Source organism: Escherichia sp. KTE172 (assembly GCF_000408845.1).
Classification (GTDB): domain Bacteria; phylum Pseudomonadota; class Gammaproteobacteria; order Enterobacterales; family Enterobacteriaceae; genus Escherichia; species Escherichia coli.
The window spans coordinates 5,007,055-5,021,664 of record NZ_KE137316.1 but is presented as its reverse complement, the minus strand read 5'-3'; the positions used below and the strand labels follow the sequence as shown (position 1 = coordinate 5,021,664).

Below are 14,610 nucleotides of genomic sequence, written 5' to 3'. Positions count from 1 at the left end.
TGAGAGCAGAGATAGCGCTGATGTCCGGCGGTGCTTTTGCCGTTACGCACCACCCCGTCAGTAGCTGAACAGGAGGGACAGCTGATAGAAACAGAAGCCACTGGAGCACCTCAAAAACACCATCATACACTAAATCAGTAAGTTGGCAGCATCACCCAACATCTGTCAGTACTTCTGGTGCTTCTATTTTAGAGGCAGCTGTCAGGTGTGCGATCAATAAAAAAAGCGGGGTTTCATCATGTTTAATGAAGTCCATAGTATTCATGGTCATACATTATTGTTGATCACCAAACCTTCTTTGCAGGCGACAGCTCTCTTGCAGCACCTTAAACAATCGCTGGCAATTACAGGAAAATTACATAATATTCAACGTTCTCTGGACGATATATCTTCAGGCTCTATTATTCTTCTGGATATGATGGAAGCGGATAAAAAGCTTATCCATTATTGGCAGGATACTTTGAGCAGGAAAAACAACAATATCAAAATATTGTTGCTAAATACGCCTGAAGATTACCCGTACCGCGACATTGAAAACTGGCCTCATATCAACGGCGTTTTTTATGCCATGGAGGATCAAGAACGTGTTGTCAATGGGTTGCAAGGCGTCCTGCGCGGCGAATGCTACTTTACGCAAAAGCTTGCCAGTTACCTGATTACGCATTCAGGTAACTATCGTTATAACAGCACGGAATCAGCCCTCCTTACTCATCGGGAAAAAGAGATCCTGAATAAGCTGCGTATCGGCGCGTCTAATAACGAGATCGCTCGTTCGTTGTTCATCAGCGAAAATACGGTTAAAACGCATCTTTATAATCTTTTCAAGAAGATAGCCGTAAAAAACCGGACACAAGCGGTTTCCTGGGCAAACGATAACCTCAGGCGATAAAGCCATGAAACGTTATTTACGCTGGATTGTGGCGGCAGAATTTCTGTTCGCCGCAGGGAATCTTCACGCCGTTGAGGTAGAAGTCCCGGGATTGTTAACTGACCATACTGTTTCATCTATTGGCCATGATTTTTACCGAGCCTTTAGTGATAAATGGGAAAGTGACTATACGGGTAACTTAACGATTAATGAAAGGCCCAGTGCACGATGGGGAAGCTGGATCACTATAACGGTCAATCAGGACGTTATTTTCCAGACTTTTTTATTCCCGTTGAAAAGAGACTTCGAAAAAACTGTCGTCTTTGCACTGATTCAAACTGAAGAAGCACTAAATCGTCGCCAGATAAATCAGGCGTTATTAAGTACGGGCGATTTGGCGCATGATGAATTCTAAATAAAAAATTGTTCGGAGGCTGCAATGCGTGTCAAACATGCAGTAGTTCTACTCATGCTTATTTCGCCATTAAGTTGGGCTGGAACCATGACTTTTCAGTTCCGTAATCCAAACTTTGGTGGTAACCCAAATAATGGCGCTTTTTTATTAAATAGCGCCCAGGCACAAAACTCGTATAAAGATCCGAGCTATAACGATGACTATGGTATTGAAACACCCTCAGCGTTAGATAACTTTACTCAGGCCATCCAGTCACAAATTTTAGGTGGGCTACTGTCGAATATTAATACCGGTAAACCGGGCCGCATGGTGACCAACGATTATATTGTTGATATTGCTAACCGCGATGGTCAATTGCAGTTGAACGTGACAGATCGTAAAACCGGACAAACCTCGACCATCCAGGTTTCGGGTTTACAAAATAACTCAACCGATTTTTAAGCCCCAGCTTCATAAGGAAAATAATCATGCAGCGCTTATTTCTTTTGGTTGCCGTCATGTTACTGAGCGGATGCTTAACCGCCCCGCCTAAAGAAGCCGCCAGACCGACATTAATGCCTCGTGCTCAGAGCTACAAAGATTTGACCCATCTGCCAGCGCCGACGGGTAAGATCTTTGTTTCGGTATACAACATTCAGGACGAAACCGGGCAATTTAAACCTTACCCGGCAAGTAACTTCTCCACTGCTGTTCCGCAAAGCGCCACGGCAATGCTGGTCACGGCATTGAAAGATTCTCGCTGGTTTATACCGCTGGAGCGCCAGGGCTTACAAAACCTGCTTAACGAGCGCAAGATTATTCGTGCGGCACAAGAAAACGGCACGGTTGCCATTAATAACCGAATCCCGCTGCAATCTTTAACGGCGGCAAATATCATGGTTGAAGGTTCGATTATCGGTTATGAAAGCAACGTTAAATCGGGCGGTGTTGGGGCAAGATATTTTGGGATCGGTGCCGACACGCAATACCAGCTCGATCAGATTGCCGTGAACCTGCGCGTCGTCAATGTGAGTACCGGTGAGATCCTCTCCTCGGTGAACACCAGTAAGACGATACTTTCCTATGAAGTTCAGGCCGGGGTTTTCCGCTTTATTGACTATCAGCGCTTGCTGGAAGGGGAAGTGGGTTACACCTCGAACGAACCCGTGATGCTGTGCCTGATGTCGGCTATCGAAACAGGGGTCATTTTCCTGATTAATGATGGTATCGACCGTGGTCTGTGGGATTTGCAAAATAAAGCAGAACGGCAGAATGACATTCTGGTGAAATACCGCCATATGTCGGTTCCACCGGAATCCTGATAGATAAAAATGCCGGAATTATCATCCGGCATTTTACTGTTTAAGCGAAAGCGTGAGTGCCCGTCACGCTTTATTTTTGATTTGCTGCTCACGGTGAGCGGTCTTCGTACTACGCGCCGCCAGCCACAGGCCGCTGTTTTTCATTGCGTAACCAAATACCAGTCCAAGCGCCAGCGAAGGTAACACCAGTTTCCAGTCACCCTGCCCGGCAAACGTCGCGCATGCGCCTATAAACGTCCCCGGAACAAATGAAAGCAGCAGCTGTTTCGCCTGAATACACATCAGAAACGCGACAATACCGGTTATGACATAACCGAGAATTTCCAGATGTGGTGCCAGTGCACTACCGTAAATAATGACCATCGCCCACACCACGCCACTAAGCAGGGTTGCAGCGGAGATCGCCAGCCCTTTCAGCCCACCTTGCGGGCAGGCAAAGTAGGCCGTACAGCCCAGGAAGCCCGCCCAGCTTAGTAAGCCCAGGGAAACAGCCACCCATCCCCAGATACCGGAGAGAATGCCTGTTGTGATTGCAATAGAGAGAAGTATGTTCATGCCGCGCATGATAGCAGAAAACGCGGCCATGAATGAGATCGAGCACACATTTTATGCAACAACAAATTATCTGTTGCAGTTATGAGTGATGCAGATCACATTTACTCTTCAGAATCTTCTTCCAGCTCGTCCCACATTGCACTAATAGCATCGCGGGTTAGCGGTGCCATGGTGCGCCAGAAAGGCGTAGTTGCATGGGCCTCCACTTTGCCAAGGAACGCACCACACCAGGGTAACAGATACTCACTGAACAGTGTTTCCAGTGCTTCGCTCTCATCTTCCGTTGACTGATCTTCCAGCCAGGAAGCCGCGAGCAGCAATGTGCCGATGTGATCGGCTGGCGTATCCGCTAATGGCATCCCCCGTTCGGAAAGAAAAGCGCGCACTTCCGCTTCCGTCGCGCCCTCAACCCATGCGCTACGATATGGCGGCACAGCACATTCATCGCCGATAAACAACGCATTGTAATCGGCAGAGACTTGCGCCATATCACAGCTTTTCTGTAAACGCGTCAGTAACTCATCCTGCTCCAGTGGCCAGTTCGCAGCCAGTTTCCCCTCACGAATCAGGGTAAACAGCGGCACCAGTAAAGGATCTTGCGGTTGGCGGTAATAGAGCGAACCCAGCACACGACAGAGGATAGAAAACTCGTTCATTAATATATTTCCATTACTAGTAATTAAAGGTCTGCAAATTCCGCAATCGGTGCCATACCGCGAGATTCAAGGAAGTTCAGTAAGCGGCGCGGAGAAACATTCAAAATGCGCTCTGGCGGAAAATCTACCGCGTCGAGGATTTTAAGACACTCTTCAAATTCACCCATGGTAAACGCGGTGTGAGAATCCGAACCTAATGCCACCCAACCTCCAGCGTCACGTACCGCTGCGGCTACCGCACGACAGTTGTCTTCACTGCCCTTACGTGAGTGTAAAAATGAGGAATTATTGATTTCCAGCGCCACCTGATGTTTCGCAGCTGCTTCAGCAACGGCTTTAACATCTATTTCATATTTCGGATTTCCGGGATGGCTTATTATATGCACATTGCCGCTGGCGATAGTGGCGATCATCGCTTGCGTATTAGTCGCTTTGTCATGCGGCGCAAACACCGGCTCATGAAAACCGGCAATAATCAGATCCAGCGAATCAAACATTTTGCCACTGCAGTCAATTTCACCGTCAACATTTTTAATGTTAGCTTCGATGCCGCGCAGGATCCCAACCCCATCAACCACTCGCGGCCAGATACGCATGTTAATGAAGTGCCAGTGATGCGGCGCATCTTCCATATCCGGGCCATGATCGGTGATCGCAAAAAGTTTAATGCCCTTTTGTTTGGCCTGGGCAATGTAATCACTCAATGTGCTATATGCATGCGTGCTGGCAACGGTATGCATATGAAGGTCGACGGGATACATAACTCTCTCCTGTATTCAATTCCCGCCAAGGATAGCAGGAAACCTGATGCTTTATTAGTAGCCGCGTGCGCGGTCGACTTGCCCGCAGACCCTCTCCCCTTTTTCGAGCTGGGCAATGGTGCGAGAAATGTACTCCACAGCTTCAGCGGGACGGGTAATTGCGGCGACATGTGGTGTTATCGCCACGCGAGGATGTAGCCAGAGCGGACTTTCCGGCGGTAAGGGTTCGCGATTAAAAACATCCAGCATTGCACCTTTAACTTTGCCGCTATCCAGCGCCGCGAGCAGGTCATCTTCCACGACATGAACACCACGCGCCAGGTTGAGGAGATACGCGCCATCCGGTAATTTTTCGATTAATTGTTGATTAATAATGCCGACGGTTTCAGGGGTATTCGGTAACAAATTAATCAATACCCGGCATTGGCTCAGAAATGCAGAAAGTTCTTCCCGTCCGGCAAAGCTTTGCACGCCAGACCACGATTTACGGGTTCGACTCCAGCAACGCAGCGGAAAGCGCCAGGTTTGCAGACTCTGTGCAACTTTACTGCCCAGTACGCCTGCGCCCAAAATGCCGATGGTAAAATCTTCCCGATGATATTCAGGCAACGGTTGCCAATGCGAACTATTTTGCTGGATGCGATAATCGTCAAAACGTCGAAACCAATGCAGCACCTGACTGACAGCATATTCCTGCATTTGCTCGCCCATACCGGTATCTTCCAGCCGAAAAAGTGGAACAGAAGGCTTCAGCATTTCAGGGTGTGCCTTTAGCTTGCTCAAAATAGAATCAACACCGGCCCCGAGTGCGAACACCGCTTTAAGATCGCGCCCTGCCAGCATTTCAACTGGAGGATGCCAGACTAAAGCATAATCAGCAGGGTCATTATCTCCGCTTTTCCATGCTCTGACTCTTGCCTGAGGAATAGCTTTGCGCAGTGCCTCAATCCACCATTGGGTATCGAACGTTGGGTGATAAAAGATGATATCCATACAGACTCCCGAAAAGCGTTGCGCGAAATTTATTCGCACTTATCGTTATGATCTACAAAGACCACCAGCATAACAAATCCGTGGTCGGTGGCAAAAAAAGCAGATTTCGCTTATTAAAACTGCATATTGATTGAAGTTTGAATAAACGCGCGATTTTTTAAAAAAGTTTGTTGACCTCAGGTCATGATTTCCCTAAATTAGCGCCCGTTCCAGCAAGACAGGAACGACAATTTGGTGAGGTGTCCGAGTGGCTGAAGGAGCACGCCTGGAAAGTGTGTATACGGCAACGTATCGGGGGTTCGAATCCCCCCCTCACCGCCATCTTTAAAGAAGAGCTCGTACGGAGGTACGGGCTTTTTTTTTCGTATATTGCACACACCGGGGGGATGAGAAGCCCCGACCGGGGTACATTAGTTAATGCAACGGTTCACCCTTTGTCGCCACGGCTAATGGGCGAATTTTGTCACGGGTATCCCAGACCGGAGGGATTTCATCCAATTTAGTGACAGAAGCTCGTACAAAAGGCACCCGTGCAATAGTCATAATCGTATTCAACCAACGGTCACGAATAATGCGATCTGCCCTTTCATGACTCGGATCATCCAGCTCAATAACACAGACTATTTTGTTGTTCTTCTTTGAAACCAGAACATAATCCATTGCCATTCCATTATAAATTGCAAAGAAACGCTTTCTTTCTTCTTCGCTAAACTCGGGTTGTTCTGGAAAGTTGATCAAGCGCCCCAGAGAGACCTGGCAATGGATATGACAATAATGTCCAAACCATTTCTCCAGATTATCAAAATAGATTTTTTCACAACGCGTAATTAACCACTCTTTTCCTTCCAATAAAATACCTTCGGCAACCATTCCCTGAAATAACTCATCTCGTTCTTGCCAACGAGAGTCACGATAGGTTTTCTGCGGTGTATAGCTCCTTGTCGACGCCTTAGCAGCAGGGGAAGTTGCAGAGGAAGGGACTGGTTGCGATTTAGTGATGATTACCGATGAGGCAACTTTTCGGAGTGTCAATTTTCTGGCAACAGCAAAACCGGCGACAAATGCAATTGTCAAACAAGTTACAAAAACCATAAAGCTCATAATTAATCTTCACCTATCCATGTTGATTATATTTCATTACTAACGCTACTCGCTGTAGCGAGTTACATGCCAACAATTCAACGATCTATATATAGTTAGTATCATGTTTTGATTATTACAACCATCCCTATTTTGCCATTGCGGCTTGCCGTCCACAAAAAATAACAACACACAATATTAGCCAAAAAATTAATTAAGATTAACCTTATATTTTTAATATTATCCCTAAAAAAAATCAGGAGAATATATTCGGTGTTAATCAGTCAGTCAAATTTTGGCCCATTGTTGATTAAACCTCATACGCAAAATTGGCACCAGACCTCCTGTACAGGTTGAATGGCTGGAAAAAGATAGGCAGATACTCGCTTTTTGGGCTTCTGGAAGAAAAACTCTCCGCGCTGGCGGCATTACACTGGTCGGGTGCTATGACGAAAAATGCCTGGTAAGAGTATCTAAACCAGAATTCATTTCAGCTTATCAACACGCTCAAAGTCGCCCCCCTGAACGTTAACCTGAAGTGAAAGTCTTTGCTGTTAATGAAATAAAACAAAGCCCGGTTCGCCCGGGCTCTGCGCCGATAATACACTTAACTGTATGCATGTAGCGTACGTTGGCAAAGTGCCGAACGTACGCAATCCTCTTTACCGAATCGGACGATGCCGACCATTTCATCTTCTTCGAAACGTTCCAGCGCGTCACTTAATCCGGAGCACACGCCGCGAGGCAAATCGCATTGCGTGATATCACCGTTGACGATAACCGTCACGTTCTCCCCGAGGCGGGTTAAAAACATTTTCATTTGCGCGGCAGTCACATTCTGCGCCTCGTCAAGAATGACGACTGCATTTTCAAAGGTACGTCCACGCATATAGGCGAACGGCGCAATTTCCACCTTCCCTATTTCCGGTCGCAGGCAGTACTGCATAAAAGAAGCCCCTAAGCGCCGGACCAGCACGTCGTAGACCGGACGAAAATAGGGAGCAAACTTTTCTGCGATATCTCCAGGTAAGAAGCCAAGATCTTCATCGGCTTGCAGAACTGGACGGGTGACGATAATCCTGTCGACATCCTTATGTATCAGGGCCTCTGCCGCTTTTGCTGCGCTGATCCAGGTTTTTCCGCACCCGGCTTCGCCCGTGGCGAATATCAGCTGCTTACTCTCAATAGCCTTCAGATAGTGCAATTGCGCTTCATTTCGCGCGAGGATGGGCGAGGTATCGCGACTGTCGCGGGCCATACCAATGGCTTCTACGCCGCTCATCTGCACAAGCGAGGTGACCGATTCTTCTTCACGCTGCTTATGGCTGCGCGAATCCCGTCTCAGCACACGTTTTGCCTCGCGACGAGCTTTGATCACTGCTTTTTGTCTTCCCATGGAGAGCACCTTGAGTTGTTTGTATTCATCACACGCGCCGTTGGCAGCGCGATTATGCGCACGAACATCAGAGGGTTGGCTTCCTTGTAAGCCATAGTTTGCTTTTGGATAAAATGCCGAAAAACGGCTACGCGCACCGTTTACGGCGTCGGTAACACAAGAAAAGAAAGGATGAGGTTGAAAATGCAAAGTGACGAGATGACTACCGGAGGAGAAATCTCCGCGAGTGGTGGCGCGTTGATTATCTAAAACATGTCCACTACAGGACGTTACCATCCGCGATCTCCATAGTGACTGACTATCACTGCCGGGAACTTCCGCTGCTACTTAATAATTACAACAGATCTCGCATTCATTGCAACATTATATTCACTTATATTTAACTATAAAACATCATTTCAGTGACATTAGTTTCTACTGGAAAGATGACAGAGTGATGACAGTGATAAAAAAACTGTGTGCTTTCAGCAGGATTCGCAGGGCTGGTAAAAGCTTGCCGGATGCGGCGTGAACGCCTTATCCGGCCTACCGACCCGCACCGATTGTAGGCATGATAAGACGCGCATGCGTCGCATCAGCGCACGAACGCCTGGTGCGGCACGAACGCCTTATCCGCCTGAAAACATTAAACCCGCAATAACGCGCTTCCGAGATAATCGTTCGTGTCCTTCACCCCCGGCAGCGCAAAAAAATAACCGCCGCCGATAGGTTTAACGTATTCCTCCAGCGCTTCGCCATTGAGCCTTTTTTGTACTGTCAGGAAGCCTTTTTCCAGATCGTGTTGATAGCAGACAAACAGTAGCCCCATATCCAGTTGTCCGGAGTTGGTGACGCCCAGTGAATAACTGTAGCCACGACGCAGCATCAGGCTGGACTCACTCTCCGCCGTGCGGGGATTCGCCAGCCGGATATGGCTGTCCAGCGCGATCACCTTCCCCTCCGGATCGCTGGCGTAATCAGGCACATCATGCTCATGCTGCATTCCCAGCGGCGCGCCGGTTTGCTTATCACGCCCAAATATCGTCTGCTGTTCTTTCAGCGGCGTTCTGTCCCAAAATTCCACCCGAAACTGAATCAACCGCACCGCCTGGTAGCTGCCGCCGATAGCCCACGCAGGCTCCTGCTGATCTGCCGTCACCCACACCACTTGTTGCATCAACTTATCATTCTGGCTATCGGGATTGGCAGTGCCGTCTTTGAAACCCAGCAAATTTATCGGCGTCTCTTTGCCTTTACTACGCGCCGCGTGATCGGAAATAAACCCTTCCCGCTTCCAGCGCACACTGAGCAAATCCGGCGTGTGTTTGATGATATCGCGCAGCGCATGGATCACCGTATCCTGGGTGTTGGCGCAAATTTGTAGCAACACATCACCATGACATAACGCTGCATCTAGCGAGTCGTTGGGGAAACGCGTCATCTTCTGCAACTTTTTCGGCATCTGTGGCGCAAGGCCAAAGCGCTCATCAAACAATGAGTGGCCCACCGATAACGTTATGGTGAGATTATCGGGCGCAATGTAGCCGCCAAGAATGCCGGAATCGAGTGGTGGCAGGCGCGGATTTGGCGTTTCTGGTGCCGCTCCGCCCTGAGTCAGAAAAGCAAAACGCTGAGTCAATAAGCGAAACAACCGTTCAAGATCGGCTTTATCGCTGGCAAGCACATCAAACGCCACCAGCATCATTGCAGCCTGTTGTGGCGTCAGTATCCCTGCCTGATGCTCACCATAAAAAGGCTGCTTCTCATTGCGTGCATCCGGTGAAAGCGTCCCCGGTGCACTTTGCGTTTTTTGTGCATGAGCGACCGGACAACTTCCTGCCAGCGCCAGCGCGCCAATTCCTTTCAGTAAACGTCGGCGTGACGGTTCATTCACGCCGTTTTCATCTTCATACTGCATAACACTTAATCCAGTCCCAGCACACCGCGAAGTTGCGCCAGATCTTCCGCCAGCGCAGTAATCGGCCCTTTCAGTGCGTTACGGTCGGCATCGGTCAATTTGTCGTAGGTTTCAAAACCGCCTTTAGTACGGTATTTCGCCAGAATGGTATCGACCTTTTTGAAGTTGGCATCGACTTTTGCCAACAGTTCCGGGTTGGCTTTTTGCAGTTGTGGACGCAGCAGATCGACAATTTTCTGCGAGCCTTCAACGTTAGCCTGAAAATCCCACAGATCGGTGTGGCTGTAGCGATCTTCTTCACCGCTGATTTTGCTGGCTGCCACTTCCTCAATCAGTCCGGCTGCGCCGCCGACCACTTTTGACGGAGGGAAAGCCAGTTCACTGATGCGTTTTTGCAAATCGACCACATCGCTATAAAGCTGGTCAGCGTACTGATCCATTCCTTTGGTGGTGTTGTCGCCAAACAATGCTTTTTCCAGACGGTGGAAACCAGTGAATTTCGGATCGGCGGCTTTTTGCTCGTAATCATCTTCACGGGCGTCAATGCTGCCATCCAGATCGGAGAACAGTTCAGCAATCGGTTCAATGCGCTCATAGTGCTGGCGCGTCGGCGCATACAGTGCTTTTGCTTTTTCGATATCGCCTGCTTTAATAGCGTCGGTAAAGGCTTTGGTGTCGGTCACCAGCTGCGTGGTTTCCGCCATGACATACGCTTTATATGCAGTAATTGCATCACCAAGACTTAACAGCGCATCACTTTGCGCCGCATCCGCCGTTGCTTCACCTTTGACGATCAACTTCCCTTTCGGGTTAGTCAGCAGACCGCAGGTCATATCGTATTCACCAGGCTGTAAATTCGCCGTCATTTTCTGGCTAAAACCAGGGGCGATATTTTCCCGCTCTTCCACCACCATCACGCCTTTGAGGATCTCCCACTCCAGCGCCTTCTGGCTGTGGTTCTGAATAATGAACTGTGTTTTCCCGGCGTTAACCGTAATGGTCATCGGTTCGCACTGCTTATCCGTCACGGTCACTTTGACCTGCGGCACATCAGCGGCGTTAGCCATAAAAGCAGAAGAAAACAGCGCAGCCACGCTCAACTGCAATGCGTTACGGCGGAAGTTAATGGTCATGACGAGACTATCCCTTTAAAGTATGTTGTAACTAAGCAAGAGTTTGCGTCGTATTTGCTACGCGGAGCGAGACGCTGTCGCCCCTGCGCGTGGTGGCAGGGCAAATGCCACCAGCGCCGGGATGAGATAAATAAACCAGACGGCGACTTCGCTGACACTTGGCGCTTCCTGATAGCCAAAAATCCCTTCCATCAGCGTGCCAAACAGCGAGTGAGTTGACAGCACCGCACTCATATCGAAGGCGATTTCCTGAAAGTGGTTCCACAATCCGGCTTCATGAAATGCGCGAATAGCACCAGCTGCCAGCCCTGCGGCGACGAAGAGAATAAACAGGCTGGTCCATTTAAAAAATGCACCAAGATTGAGGCGAATACCGCCCCAGTAGAGCAGGAAGCCGAGCACCACGGCTGTAGCAAGACCGAGCATTGCACCCAGCGGCGGCCAGATCCCGACATCTTGTTGAAATGCCGCCAGCAGGAAAAAGACCGACTCCAGCCCTTCCCTTGCAACGGCAAAAAAGACCATCATCACCAGCGCCCAGCCATGATGATTTCCACGCTGCAATGCGCTATCGACTGCCTGTTCCAGTTGCACTTTGACGTTGCGCGACACTTTGCGCATCCAGAAAACCATCCAGGTAAGGATCACCACGGCGATCACCGCCACGATACCTTCAAACAGTTCCTGTTCTTTTTGCGGAAATTCGCCGGTGGTTTCGTTAATGAAGATACCCAAGCCCAGGCACAACGCAGCGGCAAACAGCACGCCAATCCACATCACACCAATCCATCGGCCTCGCTGGGTACGCTTAAGATAGCTGGCAATCAAACTGACAATCAGCGCGGCTTCAAGTCCTTCGCGCAACATAATGAGAAACGGAACAAACATGCCACCCACCCTTAAACGTTTTTCTGAGTCAATCTATGCAAAGAAAAGTAAATCGCAGTGATAGCGATTATCATTACGGTAAAGAAAAATACAAGCGGAATGTTTATAAAATGATGTTGGAATGTAAAAACGAGGAGTTCAAATCAGGAGATAAAAGCGATTATTTTAAGGTATTTAGCTGACTTTTCGCCCGGCAGATGAAGCTTGCACGAATGTTGGTGGCGACAAACTCGCTGCAGCGTGACCCGAAGGGTTGAATTTTCATTTTGTCGTTTCACAAAAGAACGTTGTTTTTTGCTTATTAATAGATAGTGATAAGGTTGTGAATAAAATTATACCTAATCTCCTCATCGAATTTTTCGCCCCAACCTAAACAGGAGAAAACGTGTATTTAAGCCTGGAATGAGCGATTTTTGATAGTGCGTAATTAACCCCAAAAATTATAATCCTCCTTATTATATTTCCAGTGATATCATTTTATGGCTAATGCTATATACAATTCTACATCACGATAAAACGAAGCAGGATGCGAATTAAAAAAGTCACATATAATAAAAATAGAAATCTTAACCAAAAGTAAGAGATTCTCGTGAAAATCAATCATCAAACACACTAACACATAAAAATCAATAAGCTGATAATTAATCAAAGCTTTTTACTCACGACTTTTTACTATATTATTACAACCCCACTAGTATTGAATACAGAAAGAGAAGGAATAAGATGAGACGCCACTGTTTTCAGATGACCCCTGTAATTAGGGTCGAGCATATAATCCATCTATTTCTCGGTCGATGAATTTGAAAATCTTACGCGTTAATTTTCCCTCTGACCAAGGGCTAACATCGAATTAACAACAAGGCTCACGAATAATTGTAACTACGTACTTTATGAAACACAGGAAGAAATTATTATTTACCGCGATGATTCAAGGCGTAAAAAAAATAACAATCTTCATGAAACTCACCCCGATGGCAGCATTGTAAATTCGCCAATAACTGGCATTCCTCCTGCTTTTTACGGGTGCTTTCGTAGTTACACCATTAACACCAGAATGATCGGATTGATTACTACATCAAGAACGCATCCGAAGTGTACATCCTGGTGCGCAGACTGAATCGCCCGGAGCCATGCGGATGGCTACGACTTAATACGAATCATTAACCCTGTAAGGATACGGAGAGCATGACATGAGACCAATATCCAACCTTAATACGAGCGCAGCAACCTATATTCCACCGCAGCAACTCCCGAGTAGTTGTCTGGAAACTTTGACGCTTCTGGTGCAGATGAATAATTATATCAAAAGGGATGCGGACTACAGCACGGGCATGGCTGTTACTCCACTGGTTCCTGAAGAGGTTCACTTGCTGGCTGTTGCGATGACAACCGAACTACATCGACATCAGTTTCAACCGGTGGTAAATGCAAATGATCTGCAACTTCCTGAACCGTTCACCTTCGATGTTGCCGGTTTCACCATCACCTTCACGAAGACGCAAGAGCATGACAACACGGGCACTCTCGTGAAAATTGCAGTCAGTAAGAACGGTGTATGCACCAGCACAAATATTGCTCTTGAGCTGTTTCACTCCATCGTCACAACACTGATGTCACGCAGTCAGTATGGAACATTTGATCTCTGGTCCGTACGGCCAATACTCACGGATGAAAGTCAAAACAGGGTGCATGAAGCAGCTCGCTACTCCCCGGCCCAACAATACGGAGGAGAAGAAACACACATTACCAACAACGGAATGCGAGAATTTGGAAATATGTCCCCGCTGGCGTGGCGTAACGATGGGGAATTACAGCAATCGTGTAATACAAGCAACATCCCACCAAATACTGCGAATGACGACATAAACAACACCAGGCAGACCACCGAGGACCAGCCAGAGGCGGACGAGCCACAGCAATATGTTAAATTGACTGTCGACGACATGCGAAAATGGGCGGCTATGGACCAGCAGGCGCGAAACGATCTAGGGGGAGTTCAAGGATGGTGTACGCGCAATCATTTTAATATCAAAAATGCCAGGAATTACCTGACCGATCACGGCCTGAACTACGCGGGAGAGGTAAAGGTAAACGGGCCGCATGAATATGCCAAATTCACCCTTGAACATATCCGCCAGTGGGCAGCCTTAGACAAGAAGGTGCGAAAACCGGTTGGTTATTTAGAAAAGTGGTGCAAGAAAAGAAACCTCTCGCGGACTACTGCCAGGAACTACCTGAAGAACGACGGGCTTACCGCCCTGGGTGAGTTGAAGCTGAAAGGGCCGCAGAAATGTGTCTCTTTCACCTTCGGGGACATCGTGCAATGGGCGAATATGAGCCAGGAGGATCGTGACCGCGCAGGGGGAGCCCACAAGTGGAGTAAAGGACGCGGCTTCCAGTGGTCTACTTCCAGATCCTACCTGAAATTGAGCGGATTGACGGTACAAGGCGCGAAAAAACTGGCGTGGCTGAACAAGAGCGGGAATATGTCGAATCCACACTATCTCGCCCAACCTACCAGCCGCAGGACATAAGCTGAAGGTACCGATAGCGGCAATTTTGTTCATCTGAGCCAGGTGGCAAATAGCAATTGCCCCCGAACGCTCCCTGCCAGGCAATTTATACGGCATGGCAGGGAACATTCGGATTAAAAAGCAAAAGATAAAT

At 48.1% G+C, this 14,610-nt stretch carries 15 protein-coding genes and 1 tRNA gene; 6 read left to right on the top strand and 10 right to left on the bottom strand.

Annotated elements, in window-relative coordinates; all coding sequences use genetic code 11:
- Positions 1–101: IS1 family transposase (locus G434_RS28690; protein WP_001413871.1), on the bottom strand; the 101-nt coding region annotated here is incomplete at its 3' end.
- 137 nt (positions 102–238) lie between these two features.
- On the opposite strand from G434_RS28690, the gene csgD reads away from it, so the two are divergent.
- From csgD to csgG, 4 genes are read left to right on the top strand one after another with little or no spacing between them, the layout of a single operon-like run.
- On the top strand, positions 239–889 hold the full coding sequence (gene csgD / locus G434_RS00740; protein ID WP_000481500.1) for a biofilm master transcriptional regulator CsgD: 651 nt from the start codon (positions 239–241) through the stop codon (positions 887–889).
- Positions 890–893: 4 nt separating this feature from the next.
- Positions 894–1,283, top strand: a complete 390-nt coding sequence (gene csgE, locus G434_RS00745) for a curli production assembly/transport protein CsgE (protein ID WP_000833288.1) — start codon at positions 894–896, stop codon at positions 1,281–1,283.
- A gap of 24 nt (positions 1,284–1,307) precedes the next feature.
- Complete coding sequence (gene csgF, locus G434_RS00750; protein ID WP_001264096.1) at positions 1,308–1,724, top strand: curli production assembly/transport protein CsgF; 417 nt, start codon at positions 1,308–1,310, stop codon at positions 1,722–1,724.
- A 26-nt stretch (positions 1,725–1,750) separates the two neighbouring features.
- The gene (csgG, locus tag G434_RS00755) at positions 1,751–2,584 is read left to right on the top strand and encodes a curli production assembly/transport protein CsgG (RefSeq protein WP_001189321.1); all 834 of its coding nucleotides are present in this window, start codon (positions 1,751–1,753) and stop codon (positions 2,582–2,584) included.
- A 63-nt stretch (positions 2,585–2,647) separates the two neighbouring features.
- Here the strand turns inward: csgG and G434_RS00760 are convergent, their stop codons facing one another.
- The 4 genes from G434_RS00760 to ghrA all read right to left on the bottom strand — a co-directional run bounded on the left by G434_RS00760 (position 2,648) and on the right by ghrA (position 5,549).
- Complete coding sequence (locus G434_RS00760; protein WP_001309402.1) at positions 2,648–3,139, bottom strand: DUF1097 domain-containing protein; 492 nt, start codon at positions 3,137–3,139, stop codon at positions 2,648–2,650.
- A gap of 101 nt (positions 3,140–3,240) precedes the next feature.
- Positions 3,241–3,795: a molecular chaperone YcdY gene (ycdY, locus tag G434_RS00765; protein WP_001001909.1), complete on the bottom strand. Its 555-nt coding sequence runs from the start codon at positions 3,793–3,795 to the stop codon at positions 3,241–3,243.
- Between the two features lie 23 nt (positions 3,796–3,818).
- Positions 3,819–4,556 (bottom strand): zinc-binding phosphatase, encoded by a 738-nt coding sequence (gene ycdX, locus G434_RS00770; RefSeq protein WP_000283664.1) that lies wholly within the window; start codon positions 4,554–4,556, stop codon positions 3,819–3,821.
- A gap of 54 nt (positions 4,557–4,610) precedes the next feature.
- Complete coding sequence (ghrA, locus tag G434_RS00775) at positions 4,611–5,549, bottom strand: glyoxylate/hydroxypyruvate reductase GhrA (RefSeq protein ID WP_000351283.1); 939 nt, start codon at positions 5,547–5,549, stop codon at positions 4,611–4,613.
- Positions 5,550–5,782: 233 nt separating this feature from the next.
- Here ghrA and G434_RS00780 point away from each other — a divergent pair.
- Positions 5,783–5,870, top strand: a tRNA-Ser gene (locus G434_RS00780).
- A gap of 93 nt (positions 5,871–5,963) precedes the next feature.
- Here G434_RS00780 and G434_RS0126295 read toward each other — a convergent pair.
- From G434_RS0126295 to efeU, 5 genes are all read right to left on the bottom strand, one after another.
- The gene (locus tag G434_RS0126295; protein ID WP_001305896.1) at positions 5,964–6,650 is read right to left on the bottom strand and encodes a DUF2726 domain-containing protein; all 687 of its coding nucleotides are present in this window, start codon (positions 6,648–6,650) and stop codon (positions 5,964–5,966) included.
- Between the two features lie 586 nt (positions 6,651–7,236).
- Positions 7,237–8,025 carry a phosphate starvation-inducible protein PhoH gene (gene phoH, locus G434_RS0126290; protein ID WP_000533533.1) on the bottom strand — a complete coding sequence of 263 codons (789 nt, stop codon included), beginning with the start codon at positions 8,023–8,025 and terminating at the stop codon, positions 7,237–7,239.
- Positions 8,026–8,650: 625 nt separating this feature from the next.
- Entirely contained in the window at positions 8,651–9,922 is a 1,272-nt protein-coding gene (efeB, locus tag G434_RS00785; RefSeq protein WP_001199143.1) for an iron uptake transporter deferrochelatase/peroxidase subunit, read from the bottom strand.
- A 5-nt stretch (positions 9,923–9,927) separates the two neighbouring features.
- Positions 9,928–11,055 carry an iron uptake system protein EfeO gene (gene efeO / locus G434_RS00790; RefSeq protein ID WP_000154391.1) on the bottom strand — a complete coding sequence of 376 codons (1,128 nt, stop codon included), beginning with the start codon at positions 11,053–11,055 and terminating at the stop codon, positions 9,928–9,930.
- Between the two features lie 57 nt (positions 11,056–11,112).
- Positions 11,113–11,943 (bottom strand): iron uptake transporter permease EfeU, encoded by an 831-nt coding sequence (gene efeU / locus G434_RS00795; protein ID WP_000497935.1) that lies wholly within the window; start codon positions 11,941–11,943, stop codon positions 11,113–11,115.
- Positions 11,944–13,133: 1,190 nt separating this feature from the next.
- Between efeU and G434_RS00805 the strand changes: the two genes are divergently transcribed.
- Positions 13,134–14,477, top strand: coding sequence for a hypothetical protein (locus G434_RS00805; protein ID WP_001247493.1), 1,344 nt, complete (start codon positions 13,134–13,136; stop codon positions 14,475–14,477).
- Positions 14,478–14,610 lie beyond the last annotated feature (133 nt).

What these genes read in the sequence shown, in the direction of transcription:
- csgG (WP_001189321.1), top strand. Translation starts at nt 1,751, where the DNA reads ATGCAGCGCTTATTTCTTTTGGTTGCCGTCATGTTACTGAGCGGATGC.
- ycdY (WP_001001909.1), bottom strand. Translation starts at nt 3,795, where the DNA reads ATGAACGAGTTTTCTATCCTCTGTCGTGTGCTGGGTTCGCTCTATTAC.
- ycdX (WP_000283664.1), bottom strand. Translation starts at nt 4,556, where the DNA reads ATGTATCCCGTCGACCTTCATATGCATACCGTTGCCAGCACGCATGCA.
- csgF (WP_001264096.1), top strand. Translation starts at nt 1,308, where the DNA reads ATGCGTGTCAAACATGCAGTAGTTCTACTCATGCTTATTTCGCCATTA.
- efeO (WP_000154391.1), bottom strand. Translation starts at nt 11,055, where the DNA reads ATGACCATTAACTTCCGCCGTAACGCATTGCAGTTGAGCGTGGCTGCG.
- ghrA (WP_000351283.1), bottom strand. Translation starts at nt 5,549, where the DNA reads ATGGATATCATCTTTTATCACCCAACGTTCGATACCCAATGGTGGATT.
- efeU (WP_000497935.1), bottom strand. Translation starts at nt 11,943, where the DNA reads ATGTTTGTTCCGTTTCTCATTATGTTGCGCGAAGGACTTGAAGCCGCG.
- phoH (WP_000533533.1), bottom strand. Translation starts at nt 8,025, where the DNA reads ATGGGAAGACAAAAAGCAGTGATCAAAGCTCGTCGCGAGGCAAAACGT.
- G434_RS00805 (WP_001247493.1), top strand. Translation starts at nt 13,134, where the DNA reads ATGAGACCAATATCCAACCTTAATACGAGCGCAGCAACCTATATTCCA.
- efeB (WP_001199143.1), bottom strand. Translation starts at nt 9,922, where the DNA reads ATGCAGTATGAAGATGAAAACGGCGTGAATGAACCGTCACGCCGACGT.
- csgE (WP_000833288.1), top strand. Translation starts at nt 894, where the DNA reads ATGAAACGTTATTTACGCTGGATTGTGGCGGCAGAATTTCTGTTCGCC.
- G434_RS0126295 (WP_001305896.1), bottom strand. Translation starts at nt 6,650, where the DNA reads ATGAGCTTTATGGTTTTTGTAACTTGTTTGACAATTGCATTTGTCGCC.
- G434_RS00760 (WP_001309402.1), bottom strand. Translation starts at nt 3,139, where the DNA reads ATGAACATACTTCTCTCTATTGCAATCACAACAGGCATTCTCTCCGGT.
- csgD (WP_000481500.1), top strand. Translation starts at nt 239, where the DNA reads ATGTTTAATGAAGTCCATAGTATTCATGGTCATACATTATTGTTGATC.